Here is a 16,958-nt window from a genome sequence, read left to right on the forward strand (position 1 = left end):
AGCCGGGGATGACGATCTCGCCGGCCCCGCCTGCACCCCGGGTACGCCAACGGCCCGGGAGGCGAGGCCATCCCGGGCCGTTGATGGAGACGTCAGGCGTCAGGCGTCGAGCAGCTTGCGCACCCGACCGGCGCCGACCGCGAGAAGCAGCGTCGGCAGCCGCGGACCGGTATCGCGCCCGACCAGCAGCCGGTACAGCAGGGCGAAGAACTCGCGCTGCGCGACCTTCAGCTCCGGCGTCGGCTTGGCGTCGGCCGGCAGGCCCGCCCGGAGCTTGGGCACGCTGTAGACGAGGGTGGTCAGCGCCTCGAGCGACCAGTGCTCGTCGATCCCCTCCAGCAGCAGCCGCAGCGACTCCCGCTCGGCGTCGCCGAGGGACGCCAGCAGCTCCGCGTCGGGCTCGTCGCGCACGCGGGTGCGCTGCTCGACCGGCACCTGGGTGGTGACCCAGTGGGTGGCCCGGTCGAGGCGGGGCCGGGTCTCGTCCAGGGACTCGATCGGGTCGGCCGGGTCGAGGTCCCGCAGGATGCGCAGGGTCTGCTCGGGGTCGCCCGCCGCGACGTCCACCACCGAGGCGAGCGTCCGGTACGGCACCGGCCGCGGCGTCGTCGGCAGCGGGCCGGCGGCGGTGCCGATCGCCCGGGCGTGCGCCGCGAGGTCGGCGGGCAGTGCCGTGCCGTCCGCGACCTTGCGCGCCAGCGCGTCCCACTCGTCGTAGAGACGCTGGATCTCCTGGTCGAACGCGATCTTGAAGGACTGGTTGGGCTTGCGCCGCGCGTACAGCCAGCGCAGCAGCGGCGCCTCCATGATCTCCAGGGCGTCGGCGGGAGTGGGCACGCCGCCCTTGGAGCTGCTCATCTTGGCCATGCCGCTGATGCCGACGAAGGCGTACATGGGACCGATCGGCTGGTCGCCGCCGAACACGTCCCTGATGATCTGCCCGCCGACGATGAACGAGGAGCCCGGCGAGGAGTGGTCGACCCCCGACGGCTCGAAGACGACGCCCTCGTACTGCCAGCGCATCGGCCAGTCGACCTTCCACACCAGCTTGCCCCGGTTGTGCTCGGACAGCCGCACGACCTCGGAGAAGCCGCAGACGCAGGTGTAGGCCAGCTCGGTCGTCTCGTCGTCGTAGGAGGTGACCGTGGTCAGGTCGCGCTCACAGGCCGAGCAGTAGGGCTTGTACGGGAAGTAGCCGGCGGCGGCGCTGCCGTCGTCCTCGGTCGCCGCGCCCGACCCCTCGACGGCGGCGGCCTCCGCCTCGTCCACCGGCGTCTGCCGCGGCGCCTGGGAGGCGCCCTTGTCCTTCGTCCGGTACTGGGCGAGGATCGCGTCGATCCGCTCCCGTTCGCGCATCGCGAAGAGGATCTGCTCACGGTAGGCGCCCGAGGTGTAGCGCTCGGTCTGGCTGATGCCGTGGAACTCGATGCCCATCTCGGCGAGCGCCGCGATCATCGGGGCCTTGAAGTGCTCGGCCCAGCTCGCGTACGGGCTGCCGGGAGGCGCGGGCACGGAGGTCAGCGGCTTGCCGATGTGCTCGGCCCACGCCGGGTCGATGCCGGCCGGGACCTTGCGGAACCGGTCATAGTCGTCCCAGGACAGGACGTGGACGCACTCGTACCCGCGACGGCGGATCTCGTCGGCGACGAGATGCGGCGTCATGACCTCACGCAGGTTCCCCAGGTGAATGGGTCCGGACGGACTGAGGCCAGATGCGCAGACGATGGTTTTTCCGGGCGCGCGACGCTCCGCCTCGGCGATGACCTCGTCCGCGAAACGGGAGACCCAGTCGGTCTCGGAGCTTACAGCCACGATCGACGCACCCTTTCTGTGAAATCCCAGTCATCCATTCTCGCGGATGCCCGGGGCTCCCCGGTCCGTCCGAGACCTCCGGGCCCGGATTCGTAGCGGGAAATCCGGCCGCCCAAGGCCGCCGGCGGGCGTTGCCACGAGGGCGTTCGCGCTGGTCAACCCGACGGCCGCGAGCCCGAGCCGGGGCCGCGATATATGGCCGGGGCCGTGGGATAAGACTGGGAGCATGCGCACAGCAGATATCGGAGTGACGGGGCTGGCCACGATGGGCCGCAACCTCGCGCGGAACTTCGCCCGCCACGGTCACGTGGTCGCCGTCCACAACCGGACCGAGAGCCGCACCAAGCAGCTCATGGAGGAGCACGGCGACGAGGGCGCCTTCGTCCCGTCCTCCTCAGTGGAGGAGTTCGTCTCCTCGCTCCGGCGGCCACGCAAGGCGATCATCATGGTCAAGGCGGGCCCGTCCACGGACGCCGTGATCGAGGAGCTCGCCGCGTGCATGGAGCCGGGCGACATGATCATTGACGGGGGCAACGCGCACTTCCAGGACACCCGCCGCCGGGAGGCCGCCCTCCGGGAGCGCGGCCTGCACTTCGTCGGCACGGGCATCTCCGGGGGCGAGGAGGGCGCGCTGAACGGGCCCAGCATCATGCCGGGCGGCGCCGCCGAGGCGTACGAGACGCTCGGGCCGCTGCTGGAGGACATCGCCGCCAAGGTGGACGGCACCCCGTGCTGCGTCCACGTCGGGCCGGACGGCGCCGGGCACTTCGTGAAGATGGTCCACAACGGCATCGAGTACGCCGACATGCAGCTCATCGCCGAGTCCTACGACCTGCTGCGGCAGGCGCTCGGGCTGTCGCCGAGCGAGCTGGCGGACGTCTTCCGCGAGTGGAACCGGGGCGAGCTGGAGTCCTACCTCATCGAGATCACCGCCGAGGTGCTCGGACACACCGACCTCGCCACCGGCCGGCCGTTCGTGGACGTGGTGCTCGACCAGGCGGAGCAGAAGGGCACCGGCCGCTGGACCGTGCAGAGCGCTCTCGAACTCGGCGTCCCGGTCACCGGCATCGCCGAGGCGGTTTTCGCACGCGCGTTGTCCGGTCATCCCGGCCAGCGCGCCGCCGCGCGCTCCCTCACCGGGCCGAACGGCGCCGCGCCCGGGGCGGAGCTCGTCGACGACGTGCGGCGCGCGCTCTACGCCTCCAAGATCGTCGCGTACGCGCAGGGGTTCGACCAGATCACCGCCGCGGGCGAGGAGTACGGCTGGAACGTGGACCGGGGCGCCATGGCCACGATCTGGCGGGGCGGCTGCATCATCCGGGCCAAGTTCCTCGACCGCATCCGCGCGGCCTACGAGGCCGATCCCGCCCTGCCGACGCTGCTCGCGGCCCCGGCGTTCGCCGCCGCGCTGGCCGACGCGCAGGACTCCTGGCGCCGGGTCGTCGCCACGGCGGCGACGATCGGCGTTCCGACGCCCGGCTTCTCGTCCGCGCTCGCGTACTACGACGGGCTGCGCCGCGACCGGTTGCCGGCCGCGCTCGTCCAGGGCCTGCGTGACTTCTTCGGTGCGCACACCTACCGCCGGGTGGACCGGGAGGGCGCGTTCCACACCGACTGGTCCGGCGACCGGCGGGAACGGTCCGCCTGACCGGGGCTCGCGCGACCTCCGGAAAACGCGGTACGGCCCGCACCCCGGGCGTGGGGTGCGGGCCGTACCAGGTGATCCGCGTGCCTCCGGTCTATTCGAAGACCGGGACGGCCTCGGCCTTGTCCTCCGCCTTTCCGGGTGCGGAGGCACCGCTGCGGAGGGGGACCTCCTTCACGAAGATCGCGATTACCGGGACGAGCACGGCGAACAGGACGGACCATGCGAAGACGCCGCTGATGGAGTCGGCGAGCGCGCCCAGGATGCCGTCCTTCATCTGCGGAGGAAGCTGGGCGAGCTGGGCGGGGTTCATCCGGCCGCCGCTGGACGCCACCTTGCCGGCCATCTCGGGCCCGAGCTTGGCGGTGAGCTCGCCGGTCAGCTTGTTGTTGAAGATGGCGCCGAACAGCGAGATGCCGAACGAGCCGCCGATCGAACGGAAGAACGTGGAGGCGCTGCTCGCGACGCCCAGGTCCTTCTGCTCGACGCTGTTCTGCGCGATGAGCATGGTGGTCTGCATCAGGAAGCCCATGCCGAGGCCGAGGACCGCGATGTACACGCCGGTCGTCAGCGTGCTGGTCTTCGCGTCCTGCAGGGAGAGCAGCAAGGTGCCGATGGCCATGACCACGCCGCCGACGACCGGGTAGATCTTGTACTTGCCGGTCTTGGTGATCGCGCGGCCGACGAACAGCGACACGACCATCGACGCGGCCATCATCGGCAGCAGGAGCAGGCCGGAGTTGGTGGCGCTCGCGCCCTGCACGGTCTGCTGGAACAGCGGCAGGAAGCTGATCGCGCCGAACATCGCGAATCCGAGCAGGAAGCCGAGCGCCGAGATCAGGCTGAAGTTGCGGTTGGCGAACACGTGGAGCGGCATGATCGGCTCCGCCGCGCGCTTCTCGATCGGCAGGAAGATCGCCAGCGAGACGACGGCGAGGGCGGCCAGGCCGAGGATCTGCCAGGAGCCCCACGGGTAGCCGTGCGCCTGCCCGCCCCAGGACGTGATCAGCACGATGGCGGTGATGCCGACGGTGAGGACGGCCGCGCCCAGCCAGTCGATGCGGTGCTCGGTGCGGTGCTTGGGCAGGTGCAGCTTGAGGATCAGCCAGGCCAGCGCGACGCCGCCGATGGGCAGGTTCACGTAGAAGGCCCAGCGCCAGTCTCCGTGGTCGGTGATGAAGCCGCCGACCAGCGGTCCAGCGATCATGGCCAGCGACATGATGGCGGCCATGATGCCCTGGTACTGCCCGCGCTCGCGGGGCGGCACGAGGTCGCCGACGATCGCCATCGCGTTCACCAGGAGGCCGCCGGCGCCGAGGCCCTGGATCGCGCGGAAGGCGATGAGCTCGATCATGCCGTTTTCGGTCCCGCCGAAGAGCGACGAACCCGCCATGCCGCAGAGCGCGGATCCCACCAGGAAGATGACGATCGAGGCCAGGAAGATGCCCTTACGTCCGTAAAGGTCACCCAGTTTGCCCCAGATCGGCGTCGAGACCGTCGTCCCGAGCACATAGGCCGTGGTCACCCACGTGAAGTACTCCAGGCCGTTCAGCTCGCCGATGATGCGCGGCATGGCCGTACCGACGATCATGTTGTCGAGCATCGCCAGCATGATCGCGAGCATGAGGCCGGGCAGCACCATCATGACCTCTTTGGACCTGCCTGGTGGTGCGGCGGATTCCGTCATTTGCGTCCCCCTTGAAGCGCTACTTACTTGCCGACCGGCAAGCGGCAGAGGGTTACGGTAGGCTCCCTGCTTACCGGCCGTCAAGTTAAATAAAGGGGTAAAGCAAGGCAATGGGTGCTCAGACTGACACGCGGAGCCGGATCCAAGATGTCGCGCTTCGGCTCTTCACAGAGCAGGGCTACGAGGCGACCTCGCTGCGCGAGATCGCCGAAGCTCTCAACGTCACCAAAGCCGCCCTTTACTACCACTTCAAAACCAAAGACGACATCATCGCGAGCCTCACCGAGGACCGGATCAAATCCCTGGACGCGCTGGTCGCCTGGGCCCAGGAGCAGCCGCGCACGGTGGAGACCCGCCGGGAGCTGGTCCGCCGCTACTCAGAGGACATGACGCGCGGGCGCGACCACGAGGTCATGCGCTTCCTGGAACGCAACCAGACCGCGCTGCAGCAGCACAGCAAGGTCATGATGATGCGCGAGCGGATGACGGCCCTCATCTCCGTCCTCTGCGACGCCGACGACCCGATCACCGTCAAGCTCCGACGCTCCATGGCGATCTTCACCATGCACGCGGTCTGGTTCGTACTGCGCGACGAGAAGGTGGGCGACGAGGAGCGGACCGAGGCCGCGCTCCAGCTCGCGCTGGAACTGATCGACTCCGCGGAAGAGTTTCCCACGCCAGCGGAAACCTGATCAAATTCTGCCCGGCGCCCACGCGAAGGCACCGGCCGGACAGTGTGGATCGTGGCACGCTCCGGAGAATCCGGCCGTCGCGGACGGCCCCGCTCCCGGGCATAGAGCAGATCGACTCGGCAATCGACCACAGCAGGAGGGTGACATGTTGTTCGGCGCGGAACACGTGAAGAGGTATGTCGAAACCGACGGCACCGAGGGCCACGACTGGCAGGGAACGACGGTCGCGATCCTCACGACCACCGGCCGCCGATCCGGGCTCAGGCGCAGCACCCCGCTCATCTACCAGAAGTACGGCGACGCCTACCTGGTGGTGGCGTCCAAGGGCGGCGCCGACGAGCCACCGCTCTGGTTCCGGAACCTCCAGGCCGACCCACATGTGGAGTTCCAGGTCAAGGGTGACCGGTTCGCGGCCGTGGCCCGCGCGGCCACCCCGGAGGAGAAGCCGGACATGTGGCGCACCATGACCGCCACCTGGCCGGCGTACGACGACTACCAGCGCAAGACCGAACGCGAGATCCCGGTGGTCGTCATCGAACGCGCGTGACCGAGGCCCGGGCCGGGCGGCCTCCCGCCGCCCGGCCCGGCTCGCCGCGCGGCAGTTGCGGCCGGGCGCGGAATGCCCGCCGGTGGCGGTCGTGCCCACCCAGGGATATGTTTCGGCTGGAGTATCCGGCGTACGGGAGGGTTCGTTGAGCGACGGCCGCACCGCCGAGATCATGATCGCCGAGGCCCGGAAGGCGTTCTGGGTCATGGTCGGCTTTCTCGGCCTCATCTGGATCGTCCAGATCGTCAACTGGGCCGCCGGCTACGGGCTCAGCTACAGCTACGGGATCAGGTCGTGGCAACTGGACGGCCTGCCCGGCATCGTCTCCGCCCCGTTCCTGCACTGGAGCTGGGAGCACATCGAGGGCAACTCGGGCCCTCTGTTCATCTTCGGGTTCCTCGCCGCGTACCGGGGAGTGAAGAAGTTCTTCGGGGTGACCGCCCTGATCGCCGTCACGAGCGGACTCGGCGCGTGGTTCACCGCCGCCCCCTCGACCGTCGGAGCGGGCGCGAGCGGCCTGGTGTTCGGATACTTCGGATACATCCTGGTACGCGGAGCGTTCGACCGGCACCTGATCGACATCGTGATCGGCGTGGTGATGGGGCTCTGCTTCGCGTACCAGTTCACGGGGCTCCTGCCCGCCGAGGGGATCGGCTGGCAGGCGCACCTGTTCGGGTTCGTAGGCGGCATAGCGGGCGGCTACCTGTTCCGTGACCGCCGGGCCGTCGCGTCCTCCGGCCCGCCCGCCGCGTCCCGCGGCCGGGACAGCGCCTCGCCCGGGTCCACGGGCGACTCACGGTCGGCGCTGCTGAAGGAGATCGAGGACCTCGGTCTCTGACGCCCGGGAGGAAGACCGTCCGCCCGGCGGCGCGGGCCGGCCCGCACTACCGGGAGCCGGACCATCTGACGTCCCGGGGTCCGGGCCCCGGGACGTCGTCGAACCGTGGTCGCGCGGTCGGCCGAATGCCCGGCTGAGGATCTCGGCCGGGCGGTGAGCCTACGCCGCGGAGGGAAGCCTCTGGAGGATCTCCCGCAGCATCTCACCGTGGGACTTGAGGATCACCTCTACGCCGTCGAGGCGCTGTTCGACCCTGGTCAGGCGGTTCTCGACATTGGTGAGACGGTCCTCCACGTTCGTGAGGCGCTCGTCGAACCGGTCCATCCGCTCCTCGAACCGGTCCATGCGCTGTTCGAACCGGTCCATGCGCTGTTCGAGCTTGCCGACGCACTCACCGAGAGCGTCGAACCGCTCGTTCATCTCGGTGCGCAGCACCTTGATCTCCACCTGCACGAGGGCGACGCACTGCGCGGTGGCCTCGTAGCGCCGCTGCGCCAGTCCTGCGAAGTGGCTCACGGTCTTCACCTGCCCTTCGAGCGCGGTCACCCGCCTGTCCAAGCTCTCTATGGTCACGGTCAACGTACCGGTTCCTCTCATGATCTGCGATCGGACAGTCGCAGACCGTAACCGAGCCTGCACAAGGTGACCGTGAGCCGAATTTCGTTCAGGTTGGAGTTCCTTCTACCAGGGGAGATAACCTTCGCCCCCGACGAGGGCTCTTGTAGACCCGTCCGCGCCGAGCAGCGACAAACGTACGGCTGCCGCGGTTCCCGGGGTACGCGGGCGCCGACGGTCGAAGCAGCCCCGAAGCTTCGGCAGGATAAAGAGTATGAACCTCATCGGGCGCCTTCCGGCCGACAGCGAACCCGACTCCCTCTACGAGGCGTTCACCGCCTGGAACACCGAGCGGGGGCTGACGCTGTACCCGGCGCAGGAGGAGGCGCTGATCGAGGTCGTCTCCGGCAACAACGTCATCCTGTCCACCCCCACGGGGTCCGGTAAGAGTCTGGTCGCCGCGGGCGCCCACTTCGCGGCGCTCGGCCGGGACGAGGTCAGTTTCTACACCGCGCCCATCAAGGCGCTGGTGTCGGAGAAGTTCTTCGACCTGTGCGCGATCTTCGGCACCGAGAACGTCGGCATGATGACCGGCGACGCCTCGGTCAACTCCGACGCCCCGATCATCTGCTGCACCGCGGAGATCCTCGCCCAGATGGCCCTCAGGGACGGCGCGCACGCCGACGTGGGCACGGTGATCATGGACGAGTTCCACTTCTACGCCGAGCCCGACCGCGGCTGGGCCTGGCAGGTGCCGCTGCTGGAGTTGCCGCAGGCGCAGTTCGTGCTGATGTCGGCCACGCTGGGGGACGTCGAGCGGTTCGAGCAGGACCTCACCCGTCGTACGGGACGCCCCACCGCCGTGGTGAAGAGCGCCGAACGGCCGGTGCCGCTGCTCTACTCCTACCGGGTGACGCCGCTGCACGAGACCCTGGAGGAGCTGCTGTCCACGCAGCAGGCCCCGGTCTACGTCGTCCACTTCACGCAGGCGGCCGCCATGGAGCGGGCGCAGTCGCTGATGAGCATCAACATGTGCTCGAAGGCCGAAAAAGAGGCCATCGCCTCCCTCATCGGCGGTTTCCGGTTCACCACGCGCTTCGGCCGGGCCCTGTCCCGGCTCGTCCGGCACGGCATCGGCGTCCACCACGCCGGGATGCTCCCGAAGTACCGCCGCCTGGTGGAGCGCCTCGCCCAGGCGGGCCTGCTCAAGGTCATCTGCGGCACCGACACGCTGGGCGTGGGGGTCAACGTCCCGATCCGCACGGTGCTGTTCACCGCGCTGTCGAAGTACGACGGCAACCGGGTGCGGCGGCTGCGCGCCCGCGAGTTCCACCAGATCGCCGGGCGGGCCGGCCGCGCCGGTTTCGACACCGTCGGGTACGTGGTGTGCCAGGCGCCCGACCACGTCATCGAGAACGAGCGGGCGCTCGCCAAGATCGGCGACGATCCGAAGCGGCGGCGCGGCTACGCCCGCAAGAAGCCGCCGGAGGGCTTCGTCGGCTGGAGCGAGGAGACCTTCGAGAAGCTGCAGACGGCCGAGCCCGAGCCGCTGACCTCGCGGTTCAAGGTCAGCAACGCGATGCTGCTCTCGGTGATCAACCGGCCGGGCGACTGCTTCCAGGCGATGAAACAGCTGCTCACCGACAACCACGAGGACCGCAAGGCGCAGCGGCGGCACATCAGCCACGCGATCGCGATCTACCGGTCGCTGCTCGCCGGCGGCATCGTGGAGGCGCTCAAGGAGCCCGACGAGCACGGCCGCAGGGCCCGCCTCACCGTGGATCTGCAGGAGGACTTCGCGCTCAACCAGGCGCTGTCCACGTTCGCGCTCGCGTCGTTCGAGCTGCTCTCCGCCGAGTCGCCGACGTACGCGCTGGACATCGTCTCGATCGTCGAGTCGACGCTGGACGATCCGCGCCAGATCCTGCACGCGCAGCTCAACAAGGCACGCGGCGAGGCGGTCGCCGAGATGAAGGCCGACGGCGTCGAGTACGAGGAGCGCATGGAGCGCCTCGCCGAGATCACCTACCCGATGCCGCTCGCCGACCTGCTCTTCGGCGCGTACGAGACGTACCGGCACGGCCACCCCTGGGTCGGCGACCACACGGTGAGCCCCAAGTCGATCGTGCGCGACATGTACGAGCGGGCGATGACCTTCACCGAGTACATCCAGTTCTACGAGCTGGCCCGCTCGGAGGGCACGGTCCTGCGATACCTCGCGGACGCGTACCGCACGCTGTCGAAGACCGTGCCCGAGCACCTCAAGACCGACGACCTGATCGACCTGATCGAGTGGCTCGGCGAGCTGGTCCGGCAGGTGGACTCCAGCCTGATCGACGAGTGGGAGAAGCTGGCCAACCCCTCGGAGGCGCTGGAGTCCGAGGCCGAGCTGGAGACCAGGATCCGGCCGGTCACCGCCAACACCCGCGCGTTCCGGGTGCTGGTCCGCAACGCGATGTTCCGCATGGTCGAGCTGGCCGCGCTGGACCGCGAGGAGGAGCTGGTCGAGCTGGCGCCCGATGTGGACTGGGGCGCGGCGCTCGACGCGTACTACGAGGAGCACGACGAGATCGGCACCGGCCCGTCCGCGCGCGGCCCCGCGCTGCTCCAGATCGAGGAGGAGAGGGAGCTGTGGCGGGTCCGCCAGGTCATCGAGGACCCGGCCGGGCACCTCGACTGGGGCATCGCCGCGCAGGTCGATCTCGCCGCCTCCGACGAGGAGGGCCACGCCGTGCTCCACGTCACCGGCATGACCCGCATGTGACCGTTCCCGGTCGGCCGCGCGCGCGGACGGGTTTGAGGCGTCGCGTTCCGGCGGGTCAGCCGCCGGAGGTGGCGTCCTCGGCGTCCGCCCCCGGAACGGTCATGTCGTCGGGGTCGTCCAGCCAGCCATGCGGCAACATCACCTTGGTCCGCTCGCCGCTCTTGCCGCGTGGGCCGTCGGCCTCGGCCGGCCAGGGCTGCGCCCCGTCCAGCTCCGCGGCGCGTTCGCGCAGCTCGGCCAGGCTCGACACGGTGGTCAGCCCGCGGCGCGTCTCGGCGCCGATCACGAAACCCTTGAGATACCACCCCACGTGCTTGCGGAAGTCGGCCAGCCCGTGCGGCTCGCTGCCGATGACCTCGCACAGCAGCTCGGCGTGGCGCACCATCGTGGCCGCGACCTCACCGAGGGAGGGGCGGGTGCGCTCCGCGGACCCCTGGAAGGCGAGGTCGAGGTCGCGGAACAGCCAGGGCCGGCCCAGGCAGCCGCGGCCGACCACGACGCCGTCGCAGCCGGTCTCGGCCACCATGCGCAGCGCGTCGTCGGCCGTCCAGATGTCGCCGTTGCCCAGCACGGGGATCTCCGGCACGGCGTCCTTCAGCCGTTTGACGGCGTCCCAGTCGGCGGTGCCGCCGTAGTGCTGCTTGGCGGTGCGCGCGTGGAGGGCCACCGCCGCGACGCCCTCCTCGGCGGCGATCCGGCCCGCCTCCAGGTAGGTCAGGTGGTCGTCGTCGATGCCCTTGCGCATCTTGATCGTCACCGGCAGCGGGCCGGCGTTGGCCACCGCCTCCCTGAGGATCGCCCGCAGCAGGTTCCGCTTGTACGGCAGCGCCGACCCGCCGCCCCGCCGGGTCACCTTGGGGACGGGACAGCCGAAGTTCAGGTCGATGTGGTCCGCCAGGTCCTCTTCGGCGACCATGCGGGCGGCCTTGCCGACGATGGCCGGGTCGACGCCGTAGAGCTGGATGCTGCGCGGGCGCTCGTCCGCGCCGAAGCGGATCATCTGGAACGTCAGCGGCACCCGTTCGACCAGCGCCCGCGATGTGATCATCTCGGAGACGAACAGGCCCCCGCCTTGCTCCCGGCAGAGCGAGCGGAAGCCGATGTTGGTGATCCCCGCCATCGGCGCGAGCACCACCGGGGGCCACACCTCGAACGTCCCGATTTTCATGCGTTCATTCTCGCCGCCGGCGAGGTGTGAGGCGTACAAGATCATGTGCTTCACTGCGGAGAGTGAACGCGGAAGCGCACGCCGGTGAACGGCGCGAATCGTATAAGTACGCATCGAAGCCGGAAACCCGGTACAGTTGCGGCAACGCCGTCAGGCGGTCGCGGAAGTGGCTCAGTGGTAGAGCATCACCTTGCCAAGGTGAGGGTCGCGGGTTCGAATCCCGTCTTCCGCTCTGAGAGGTCTCCGACATGGGCCTCCCTCGGTGGAGTGGCCGAGAGGCGAGGCAGCGGCCTGCAAAGCCGTCCACACGGGTTCAAATCCCGTCTCCACCTCTGCATTCGGATCCAATCGCGGTTTCGCTGTCTTCGGATACGCCGCGCCCGATCCTGTCATGACTCTTCGACCGGCCGTACCACGAGGCCCCCTTCGCTCGCTCCCGATCCGACGACGCCGCAGTTCGGCTCGGATCAAGAACGCGCGGGTGACGGTAGGGTGAGCGTCTACCGCGCCGGTCCCGAAACCGTGCGCCTGCACGCCTCAGGAGGTCCGCATGGCCGCCGCCGAACCGGAGCGGGACGACGCCCCCGAAGACGAGATGAAGCAGAAGTTCCGCGAGGCGCTGGAGCGCAAGAAGCGCGCGCAGGCCGAGCGGAACGCCACGGGCGCCGGCAAGGACCCGTCGAAGGTGCACGCCGCGCACGGCCCCGCGGGCGGCAAGCGCACCTTCCGCCGCAAGAGCGGCGGCTGATCACACCGAACCGCACTCCGAAAGGGGCCGTCGCCCCGCGGGTTTCCCCGCGAGGCGACGGCGTGGCCGGCCCGGGGCGCCGGGCCGTTCTCAGCGGCAGGCCGTCCTAGCGGCCGGTGCCGGTCCGGTCAGCGGCGGCCACGCTCCTCGTGGTTCCAGTGCTCGCCGCCGCGGTGCTCGTAGCGCTCCCGGTGCTCGTAGCGGCCCGGGTGGCGCCCGTGCTCGTAGCGCTCCCGGTGCTCGTAGCGGCCCGGGTGACGCCCGTGCTCGTAGCGCTCCCGGTGCTCGTAACGACCGCGCTCGTGGCCTCGGCGGTGCTCGCAGGTGACGCGGCGCGTCTTTCCGTGGCTCCTGCAGTACTTGCAGCCGTTGCTCCACCAGCAGTCGGCGGCCTTCTTCGTCGTGGTCGAGGTCGAGCCGCTGCCCTCCCCCTGGGACGCGGTGGTCGCGTTCGCGGGAAGCGCTGAGAAGGTGACGGGGAGGATGAGGGCGGAGGCCACCAGCGCGCCGGTGGCGAGTGCGTTTTTGAGCATGAGAATCACTCCGTTGGTGTCCTTGTGCTGGTGATCGCGCCCCCTCGTGGCGAGGGCCGGATCTCCGTTCCCGCCGGGGCTCGGCGGCGATGCGGCCTGCCAGGGCGCTTGGTGACTGACGGAGCGTCGAATCGGTCTCCCGGGATGACGCCGAAACGGCGTGTCGACCTACCCCAACGGTAGGGACGCCTGCGGCTGGTGGTCACCCGTAAGTGGCAAAGGGCTCGGACGGGGAAGATTACCGTCTGTTCGGATAGACCGCGGGTTTGTTCAGCGGCAGAGCAGAATAACCGCGTGCCCCGCCTTGGGGCATATCCCTACGCTTTGCGGCATGCGGGATATCGCTCAGCTGCCCAAGGCCCATCTGCACGTCCACCTGGAGAGCACCGTGCGGTGGCGGACCGCCCAGGAGATCGCCGACGCGAACGGCCTGACGGTCCCGGACCCTCCGGGGTCGTTCGACGGCTTTCGCAGCTTCGCCGACTACAACTCGCGCGTGCGGGAGAGCCTGTGCCGGCCCGAGGACTTCCGCCGGGTCGCGCTGGAGTTCTGTGAGGACGAGGCCGCCCAGGGCACGCGCTACGCCGAGGTCACCTTCACCGCGGCCTCGCACGGGGACCGGCTCGGCAGCCCCGAGATGCCGCTTGAGGCCGTGCTCGACGGGCTGGCCGAGGGTCACGCCGCGTACGGCGTCGAGTGCCGGGTGATCCTTGACCACTCCCGCCGCCGACCGGTCGACCGGGCCTGGCGCACGCTCAAGCTCGCCACACGGTACGCCTCGGCGGGCGTCGTCGGCATCGGCCTGGCGGGCGAGGAGTCCTATCCCCTCGCGCCGTTCGCCGAGGTGTTCGACGCGGCGCGGGACGAGGGCGTCCGCCTCGTGCATCACGCGGGCGAGGAGGGCGGCCCCGAGAGCGTCCGCGAGGCTCTCTCGCTCGGCCACGCGGAGCGCATCGGGCACGGCATCCGCGTCCTGGACGACGACGAGCTGGTGGCCGAGCTGCGCGAGCGGGCGATCCCGCTGGAGGTGTGCCCGACGTCGAACGTCGCCCTCGGGCTCGCGCCGTCGCTCGACGACCACCCGCTGCACCGGCTGCGCGCGGCCGGGCTGACGGTCACGCTGAACACCGACATCCCGTCCATCGTCGGGACGTCGCTGATCGAGGAGTACGCCCGGGTGCGCGACGCCTTCGGGTACGACGACGGGGCGCTGGCCGAGCTGGCCCGCGCGGGGATCGACGCGTCGTTCGCGCCCGACGCCACGAAGGAGCGGCTGCGTCGCGGCGTCGACGCGTGGCTCACCGGCTGAGCCGCCCCTGAGCCGCCCCTGGGCCGCGCGCCGACCGCGTGCTCCGGGCGAGGGAGCCGGGCAGCCGAGGCGGACATGGGGCGGCCGCCCCGTGAGGAGCGCTCACGGGGCGGCCGCTGCTACCGGTGCGCGGCGTCAGCGGTTCCGGTTGATGTTCTCGTTCCGGTTGATGTTCGTGTTCCGGTTCTCGTTCCGGTTGAAGTTACGGTTCTCGTTGCCACGGTGGTGGCGGTGGTGACGGTAGTGACGGCCGTGCTTGCAGTAGACGACCTCGCCACGGCAGATCTTGCAGCCGTTCCTCCAGTGGCACCTCGCGGCGGACTCGGTCGTCGTGGTGGTGGTGGACGTCGACGAGCTCTCCGCGCTCGTGGCGCTCGGCGTGTCTCCGACGCTGGCCGGCTGGGCCTGCGCGGCGACCGGAACAGCGAGGGCGGCGGCGATGAGCGCGCCGGTTGCGAGGACTTGTCTGAGCATGAGAATCACTCCGTGTGGTGAGGTTGCGCGCCCGCTCGCCGGCGGAACGCGTTCGCAGGTGTTGCCTGGCCCGCCGAGCGGATCGACTGGGCCGGTGGCACTCGCGGATCGACGGAGCGTCGAATCGGTCTCCCGGGAAGACGCCGAAACGGCGTCTCAGGTCGTTCCCGATAAATCACGCCTGTCGCGACCGGGCCGGACGGCGCTCGCCGCCCCCTCCGGCGAAGCTCCTCGCACGCGATGGGCTCTCCGGAGGCCGGGGTCGTCGGCCGGAGGCTCGCTCCGGCCACCTCTCCCGCTTCGGCGGCGGGTCCATCCGGATCCGCGCTCGACAACCGGCCGCATTTATCGGGCAACTCCCTTGTTTCACACTAAAGGCGGAATATCCTGCTGGTTACCCATTACCGGCAAAAGGCATCATTGGCGCGGATTACCGGGGCCTTGACCGCGCCGCCCGCCGGAACGCCCGGCCGCACGGGCGCTGTCGCGTTTGGACGCACCGAAACACGGTTTTGCCCAATACTAAAGCGGCGCTTCCGGAAATTCCGTGAAATCGCGGGGTTCCCGGCCGTCCGCCGCCGTCCACTCCGTTACCCGGCCGCGTCCCGCCATGTCCCGCTTTCCGCGTCCGCACAGGGGCCGCGGGGGGCGGTTCTTCTCATTGCCGCCACCTGAGCGCACACTGGAAAGCGACATGTTGGGCGATTCGGGTGGGAGTTTCTCGTGCACGATCAGATGCCCACGGCAATGCCGCTGCTGTCGCGCGGCAAGCATCGCAACCCCAACAAGGGCGCGTGCTTCATGGAGCTGGCGTCCTTCCTGGCCGGGGAGCGCTGGAGCGATCATCCGGCCTGCACGCATCCGCTGCTGGCCGGTCTCGCGCGCCTGGTCAACGACCACACGTCGGACCCGGCCCGGCCGCTGCTGGCCCCGATGATCCCGTCCGTGATCGGGCTCATCGGCGACGATCCGCGCATCGACGCCTGCATCGCGCTTCGGTGCGCGATCTCGGCGCTGCCGGTGGTCTCGCACGAGCGCCAGCTCGCGCTGGCGGTGTCCGTGCTCTCCGCCGAGCACGTGCTGGCCACCCTCGACGGGCGGCCGCAGGGCAGCGTCAGCGAGGAGAGCGCGCGGACGCTGGCGAAGGTGCCGGACGCGGCCCGCTGGGCGTACCGGTTCCGCCGCGGCGTACGGGTCTCCGCCAAGGGATTCCGCAGGTACGCGGCGCCGAACACGGTGCAGCTCGCGGTCCGGGGGATCTCGGAGGCGTGCGTCGCCGATCCGGACGCGCTGCTCAGGACGCTGCTGACGGACGCGATCACCGACTGCGCCGAGCTGATCCGCCGCCGGATGCCGGTGGATCCGGAGCGGTGGGAGGACGCCTGCCGGCTCACCCGGCGCTGAGCGACGGCGACGCGGCGCTGTGATCAGCACACTCCGGGGGCGGCTCCCTATTCGGTGAGCCAGACGTATCCGGCGAACCGGCCGGTGCGCTGATCGCGGCGATAGGAGTAGAGGTCGGGCGTCTCGATCGTGCAGCGGTCGTCGTGCCTGACGTCGGTCACTCCTGCGCGGGCGAGCTGCGCCGCGATGCCTGCCCGGATGTCGAGGGCGGGGGTGCCCCACCGCGTGGTGGACCAGGTCTCCGGCACGCTCCCGGCGACCCGTTCCCGCAGATCGGCGGGCACCTCGTAGCAGAGGCCGCAGGCGGCGGGGCCGATCGCCGCGACCATCCGCTCCGGCGCGGCGCCGCGCGCCGCCATGGCCTCGACGAGCGCGCCGACCACCCCCGCCTCGGTCCCGGGGCGGCCCGAGTGCGCGCCTCCGACGACGCCCGCCGCCGGGTCGGCGACCAGGACGGGCGCGCAGTCGGCGACCAGGACCGCGATCCCGAGGCCCGGCCGGTCAGTGAACACCGCGTCCAGGCCGGGTGGGTCCTCGCCGAAGGCCGCGGTGACGTAGGCGACGTCCGCGCCGTGGACCTGCCGCATGAAGACGACCTCGGCCAGGCCGAGACGCGTCGCCGTCGCGGCCCGGTTCGCGGTGACGGCGGCGGGGTCGTCGCCCACCGCGCCGCCGAGGTTGCACGCGCCGTACGGCTCGGCGCTGACGCCGTCGTGCCGGTCGGTGAAGGTCATTCGGACCTGGTCAATCGCGATCATGGTGCTTCCTTGGGAGTGGAGGGC

At 70.2% G+C, this 16,958-nt stretch carries 15 protein-coding genes and 2 tRNA genes; 10 read left to right on the forward strand and 7 right to left on the reverse strand.

Translation table 11 applies throughout. The annotated features are described in order from the left end of the window. Positions 1 to 99: 99 nt before the first annotated feature. Entirely contained in the window at positions 100 to 1,812 is a 1,713-nt protein-coding gene (gene lysS, locus AWQ71_RS17030) for a lysine--tRNA ligase (RefSeq protein ID WP_245658332.1), read from the reverse strand. 226 nt (positions 1,813 to 2,038) lie between these two features. Here lysS and gnd point away from each other — a divergent pair, with 226 nt between their 5' ends. Further along, the gene (gene gnd / locus AWQ71_RS17035; protein ID WP_067134229.1) at positions 2,039 to 3,460 is read left to right on the forward strand and encodes an NADP-dependent phosphogluconate dehydrogenase; all 1,422 of its coding nucleotides are present in this window, start codon (positions 2,039 to 2,041) and stop codon (positions 3,458 to 3,460) included. A gap of 91 nt (positions 3,461 to 3,551) precedes the next feature. On the opposite strand, the gene AWQ71_RS17040 is transcribed toward gnd, so the two are convergent. Beyond that, complete coding sequence (locus AWQ71_RS17040; protein WP_067134231.1) at positions 3,552 to 5,144, reverse strand: MDR family MFS transporter; 1,593 nt, start codon at positions 5,142 to 5,144, stop codon at positions 3,552 to 3,554. Positions 5,145 to 5,254: 110 nt separating this feature from the next. Between AWQ71_RS17040 and AWQ71_RS17045 the strand changes: the two genes are divergently transcribed. From AWQ71_RS17045 to AWQ71_RS17055, 3 genes are all read left to right on the forward strand, one after another. After that, entirely contained in the window at positions 5,255 to 5,836 is a 582-nt protein-coding gene (locus AWQ71_RS17045; protein WP_067134233.1) for a TetR/AcrR family transcriptional regulator, read from the forward strand. 145 nt (positions 5,837 to 5,981) lie between these two features. Next, positions 5,982 to 6,383 (forward strand): nitroreductase family deazaflavin-dependent oxidoreductase, encoded by a 402-nt coding sequence (locus AWQ71_RS17050; protein WP_067134235.1) that lies wholly within the window; start codon positions 5,982 to 5,984, stop codon positions 6,381 to 6,383. A 145-nt stretch (positions 6,384 to 6,528) separates the two neighbouring features. After that, entirely contained in the window at positions 6,529 to 7,221 is a 693-nt protein-coding gene (locus AWQ71_RS17055) for a rhomboid family intramembrane serine protease (RefSeq protein ID WP_218001819.1), read from the forward strand. Positions 7,222 to 7,380: 159 nt separating this feature from the next. On the opposite strand, the gene AWQ71_RS17060 is transcribed toward AWQ71_RS17055, so the two are convergent. After that, the gene (locus AWQ71_RS17060; RefSeq protein WP_067134237.1) at positions 7,381 to 7,779 is read right to left on the reverse strand and encodes a hypothetical protein; all 399 of its coding nucleotides are present in this window, start codon (positions 7,777 to 7,779) and stop codon (positions 7,381 to 7,383) included. Positions 7,780 to 8,050: 271 nt separating this feature from the next. Here AWQ71_RS17060 and AWQ71_RS17065 point away from each other — a divergent pair, with 271 nt between their 5' ends. Continuing rightward, entirely contained in the window at positions 8,051 to 10,540 is a 2,490-nt protein-coding gene (locus AWQ71_RS17065; RefSeq protein WP_174550719.1) for a DEAD/DEAH box helicase, read from the forward strand. A 55-nt stretch (positions 10,541 to 10,595) separates the two neighbouring features. Here AWQ71_RS17065 and dusB read toward each other — a convergent pair whose 3' ends face one another. Continuing rightward, positions 10,596 to 11,708 carry a tRNA dihydrouridine synthase DusB gene (gene dusB / locus AWQ71_RS17070; protein ID WP_157570397.1) on the reverse strand — a complete coding sequence of 371 codons (1,113 nt, stop codon included), beginning with the start codon at positions 11,706 to 11,708 and terminating at the stop codon, positions 10,596 to 10,598. 160 nt (positions 11,709 to 11,868) lie between these two features. Here dusB and AWQ71_RS17075 point away from each other — a divergent pair. The 3 genes from AWQ71_RS17075 to AWQ71_RS17085 all read left to right on the forward strand — a co-directional run bounded on the left by AWQ71_RS17075 (position 11,869) and on the right by AWQ71_RS17085 (position 12,456). Further along, positions 11,869 to 11,940 (forward strand) — tRNA-Gly (locus tag AWQ71_RS17075). A gap of 29 nt (positions 11,941 to 11,969) precedes the next feature. Beyond that, a tRNA-Cys gene (locus AWQ71_RS17080) sits at positions 11,970 to 12,040 on the forward strand. A gap of 218 nt (positions 12,041 to 12,258) precedes the next feature. Further along, positions 12,259 to 12,456: a DUF5302 domain-containing protein gene (locus tag AWQ71_RS17085; protein ID WP_067134246.1), complete on the forward strand. Its 198-nt coding sequence runs from the start codon at positions 12,259 to 12,261 to the stop codon at positions 12,454 to 12,456. 128 nt (positions 12,457 to 12,584) lie between these two features. Here AWQ71_RS17085 and AWQ71_RS17090 read toward each other — a convergent pair whose 3' ends face one another. Next, a complete protein-coding gene (locus tag AWQ71_RS17090; RefSeq protein WP_067134249.1) occupies positions 12,585 to 12,989 on the reverse strand; it encodes a hypothetical protein in 405 nt (134 codons plus the stop codon). Positions 12,990 to 13,320: 331 nt separating this feature from the next. Here AWQ71_RS17090 and add point away from each other — a divergent pair, with 331 nt between their 5' ends. Beyond that, on the forward strand, positions 13,321 to 14,298 hold the full coding sequence (add, locus tag AWQ71_RS17095) for an adenosine deaminase (protein ID WP_067134252.1): 978 nt from the start codon (positions 13,321 to 13,323) through the stop codon (positions 14,296 to 14,298). 135 nt (positions 14,299 to 14,433) lie between these two features. Here add and AWQ71_RS17100 read toward each other — a convergent pair whose 3' ends face one another. After that, positions 14,434 to 14,772 (reverse strand): hypothetical protein, encoded by a 339-nt coding sequence (locus AWQ71_RS17100; RefSeq protein ID WP_067134254.1) that lies wholly within the window; start codon positions 14,770 to 14,772, stop codon positions 14,434 to 14,436. Between the two features lie 723 nt (positions 14,773 to 15,495). On the opposite strand from AWQ71_RS17100, the gene AWQ71_RS17105 reads away from it, so the two are divergent. Then, positions 15,496 to 16,176, forward strand: a complete 681-nt coding sequence (locus AWQ71_RS17105; RefSeq protein WP_245658333.1) for a hypothetical protein — start codon at positions 15,496 to 15,498, stop codon at positions 16,174 to 16,176. A gap of 47 nt (positions 16,177 to 16,223) precedes the next feature. Here AWQ71_RS17105 and pgeF read toward each other — a convergent pair whose 3' ends face one another. Next, on the reverse strand, positions 16,224 to 16,934 hold the full coding sequence (gene pgeF, locus AWQ71_RS17110) for a peptidoglycan editing factor PgeF (protein WP_067134257.1): 711 nt from the start codon (positions 16,932 to 16,934) through the stop codon (positions 16,224 to 16,226). Between the last annotated feature and the right edge of the window lie 24 nt (positions 16,935 to 16,958).

This window comes from Microtetraspora malaysiensis, assembly GCF_001528665.1.
GTDB classification, from domain to species: Bacteria; Actinomycetota; Actinomycetes; order Streptosporangiales; family Streptosporangiaceae; genus Microtetraspora_A; species Microtetraspora_A malaysiensis.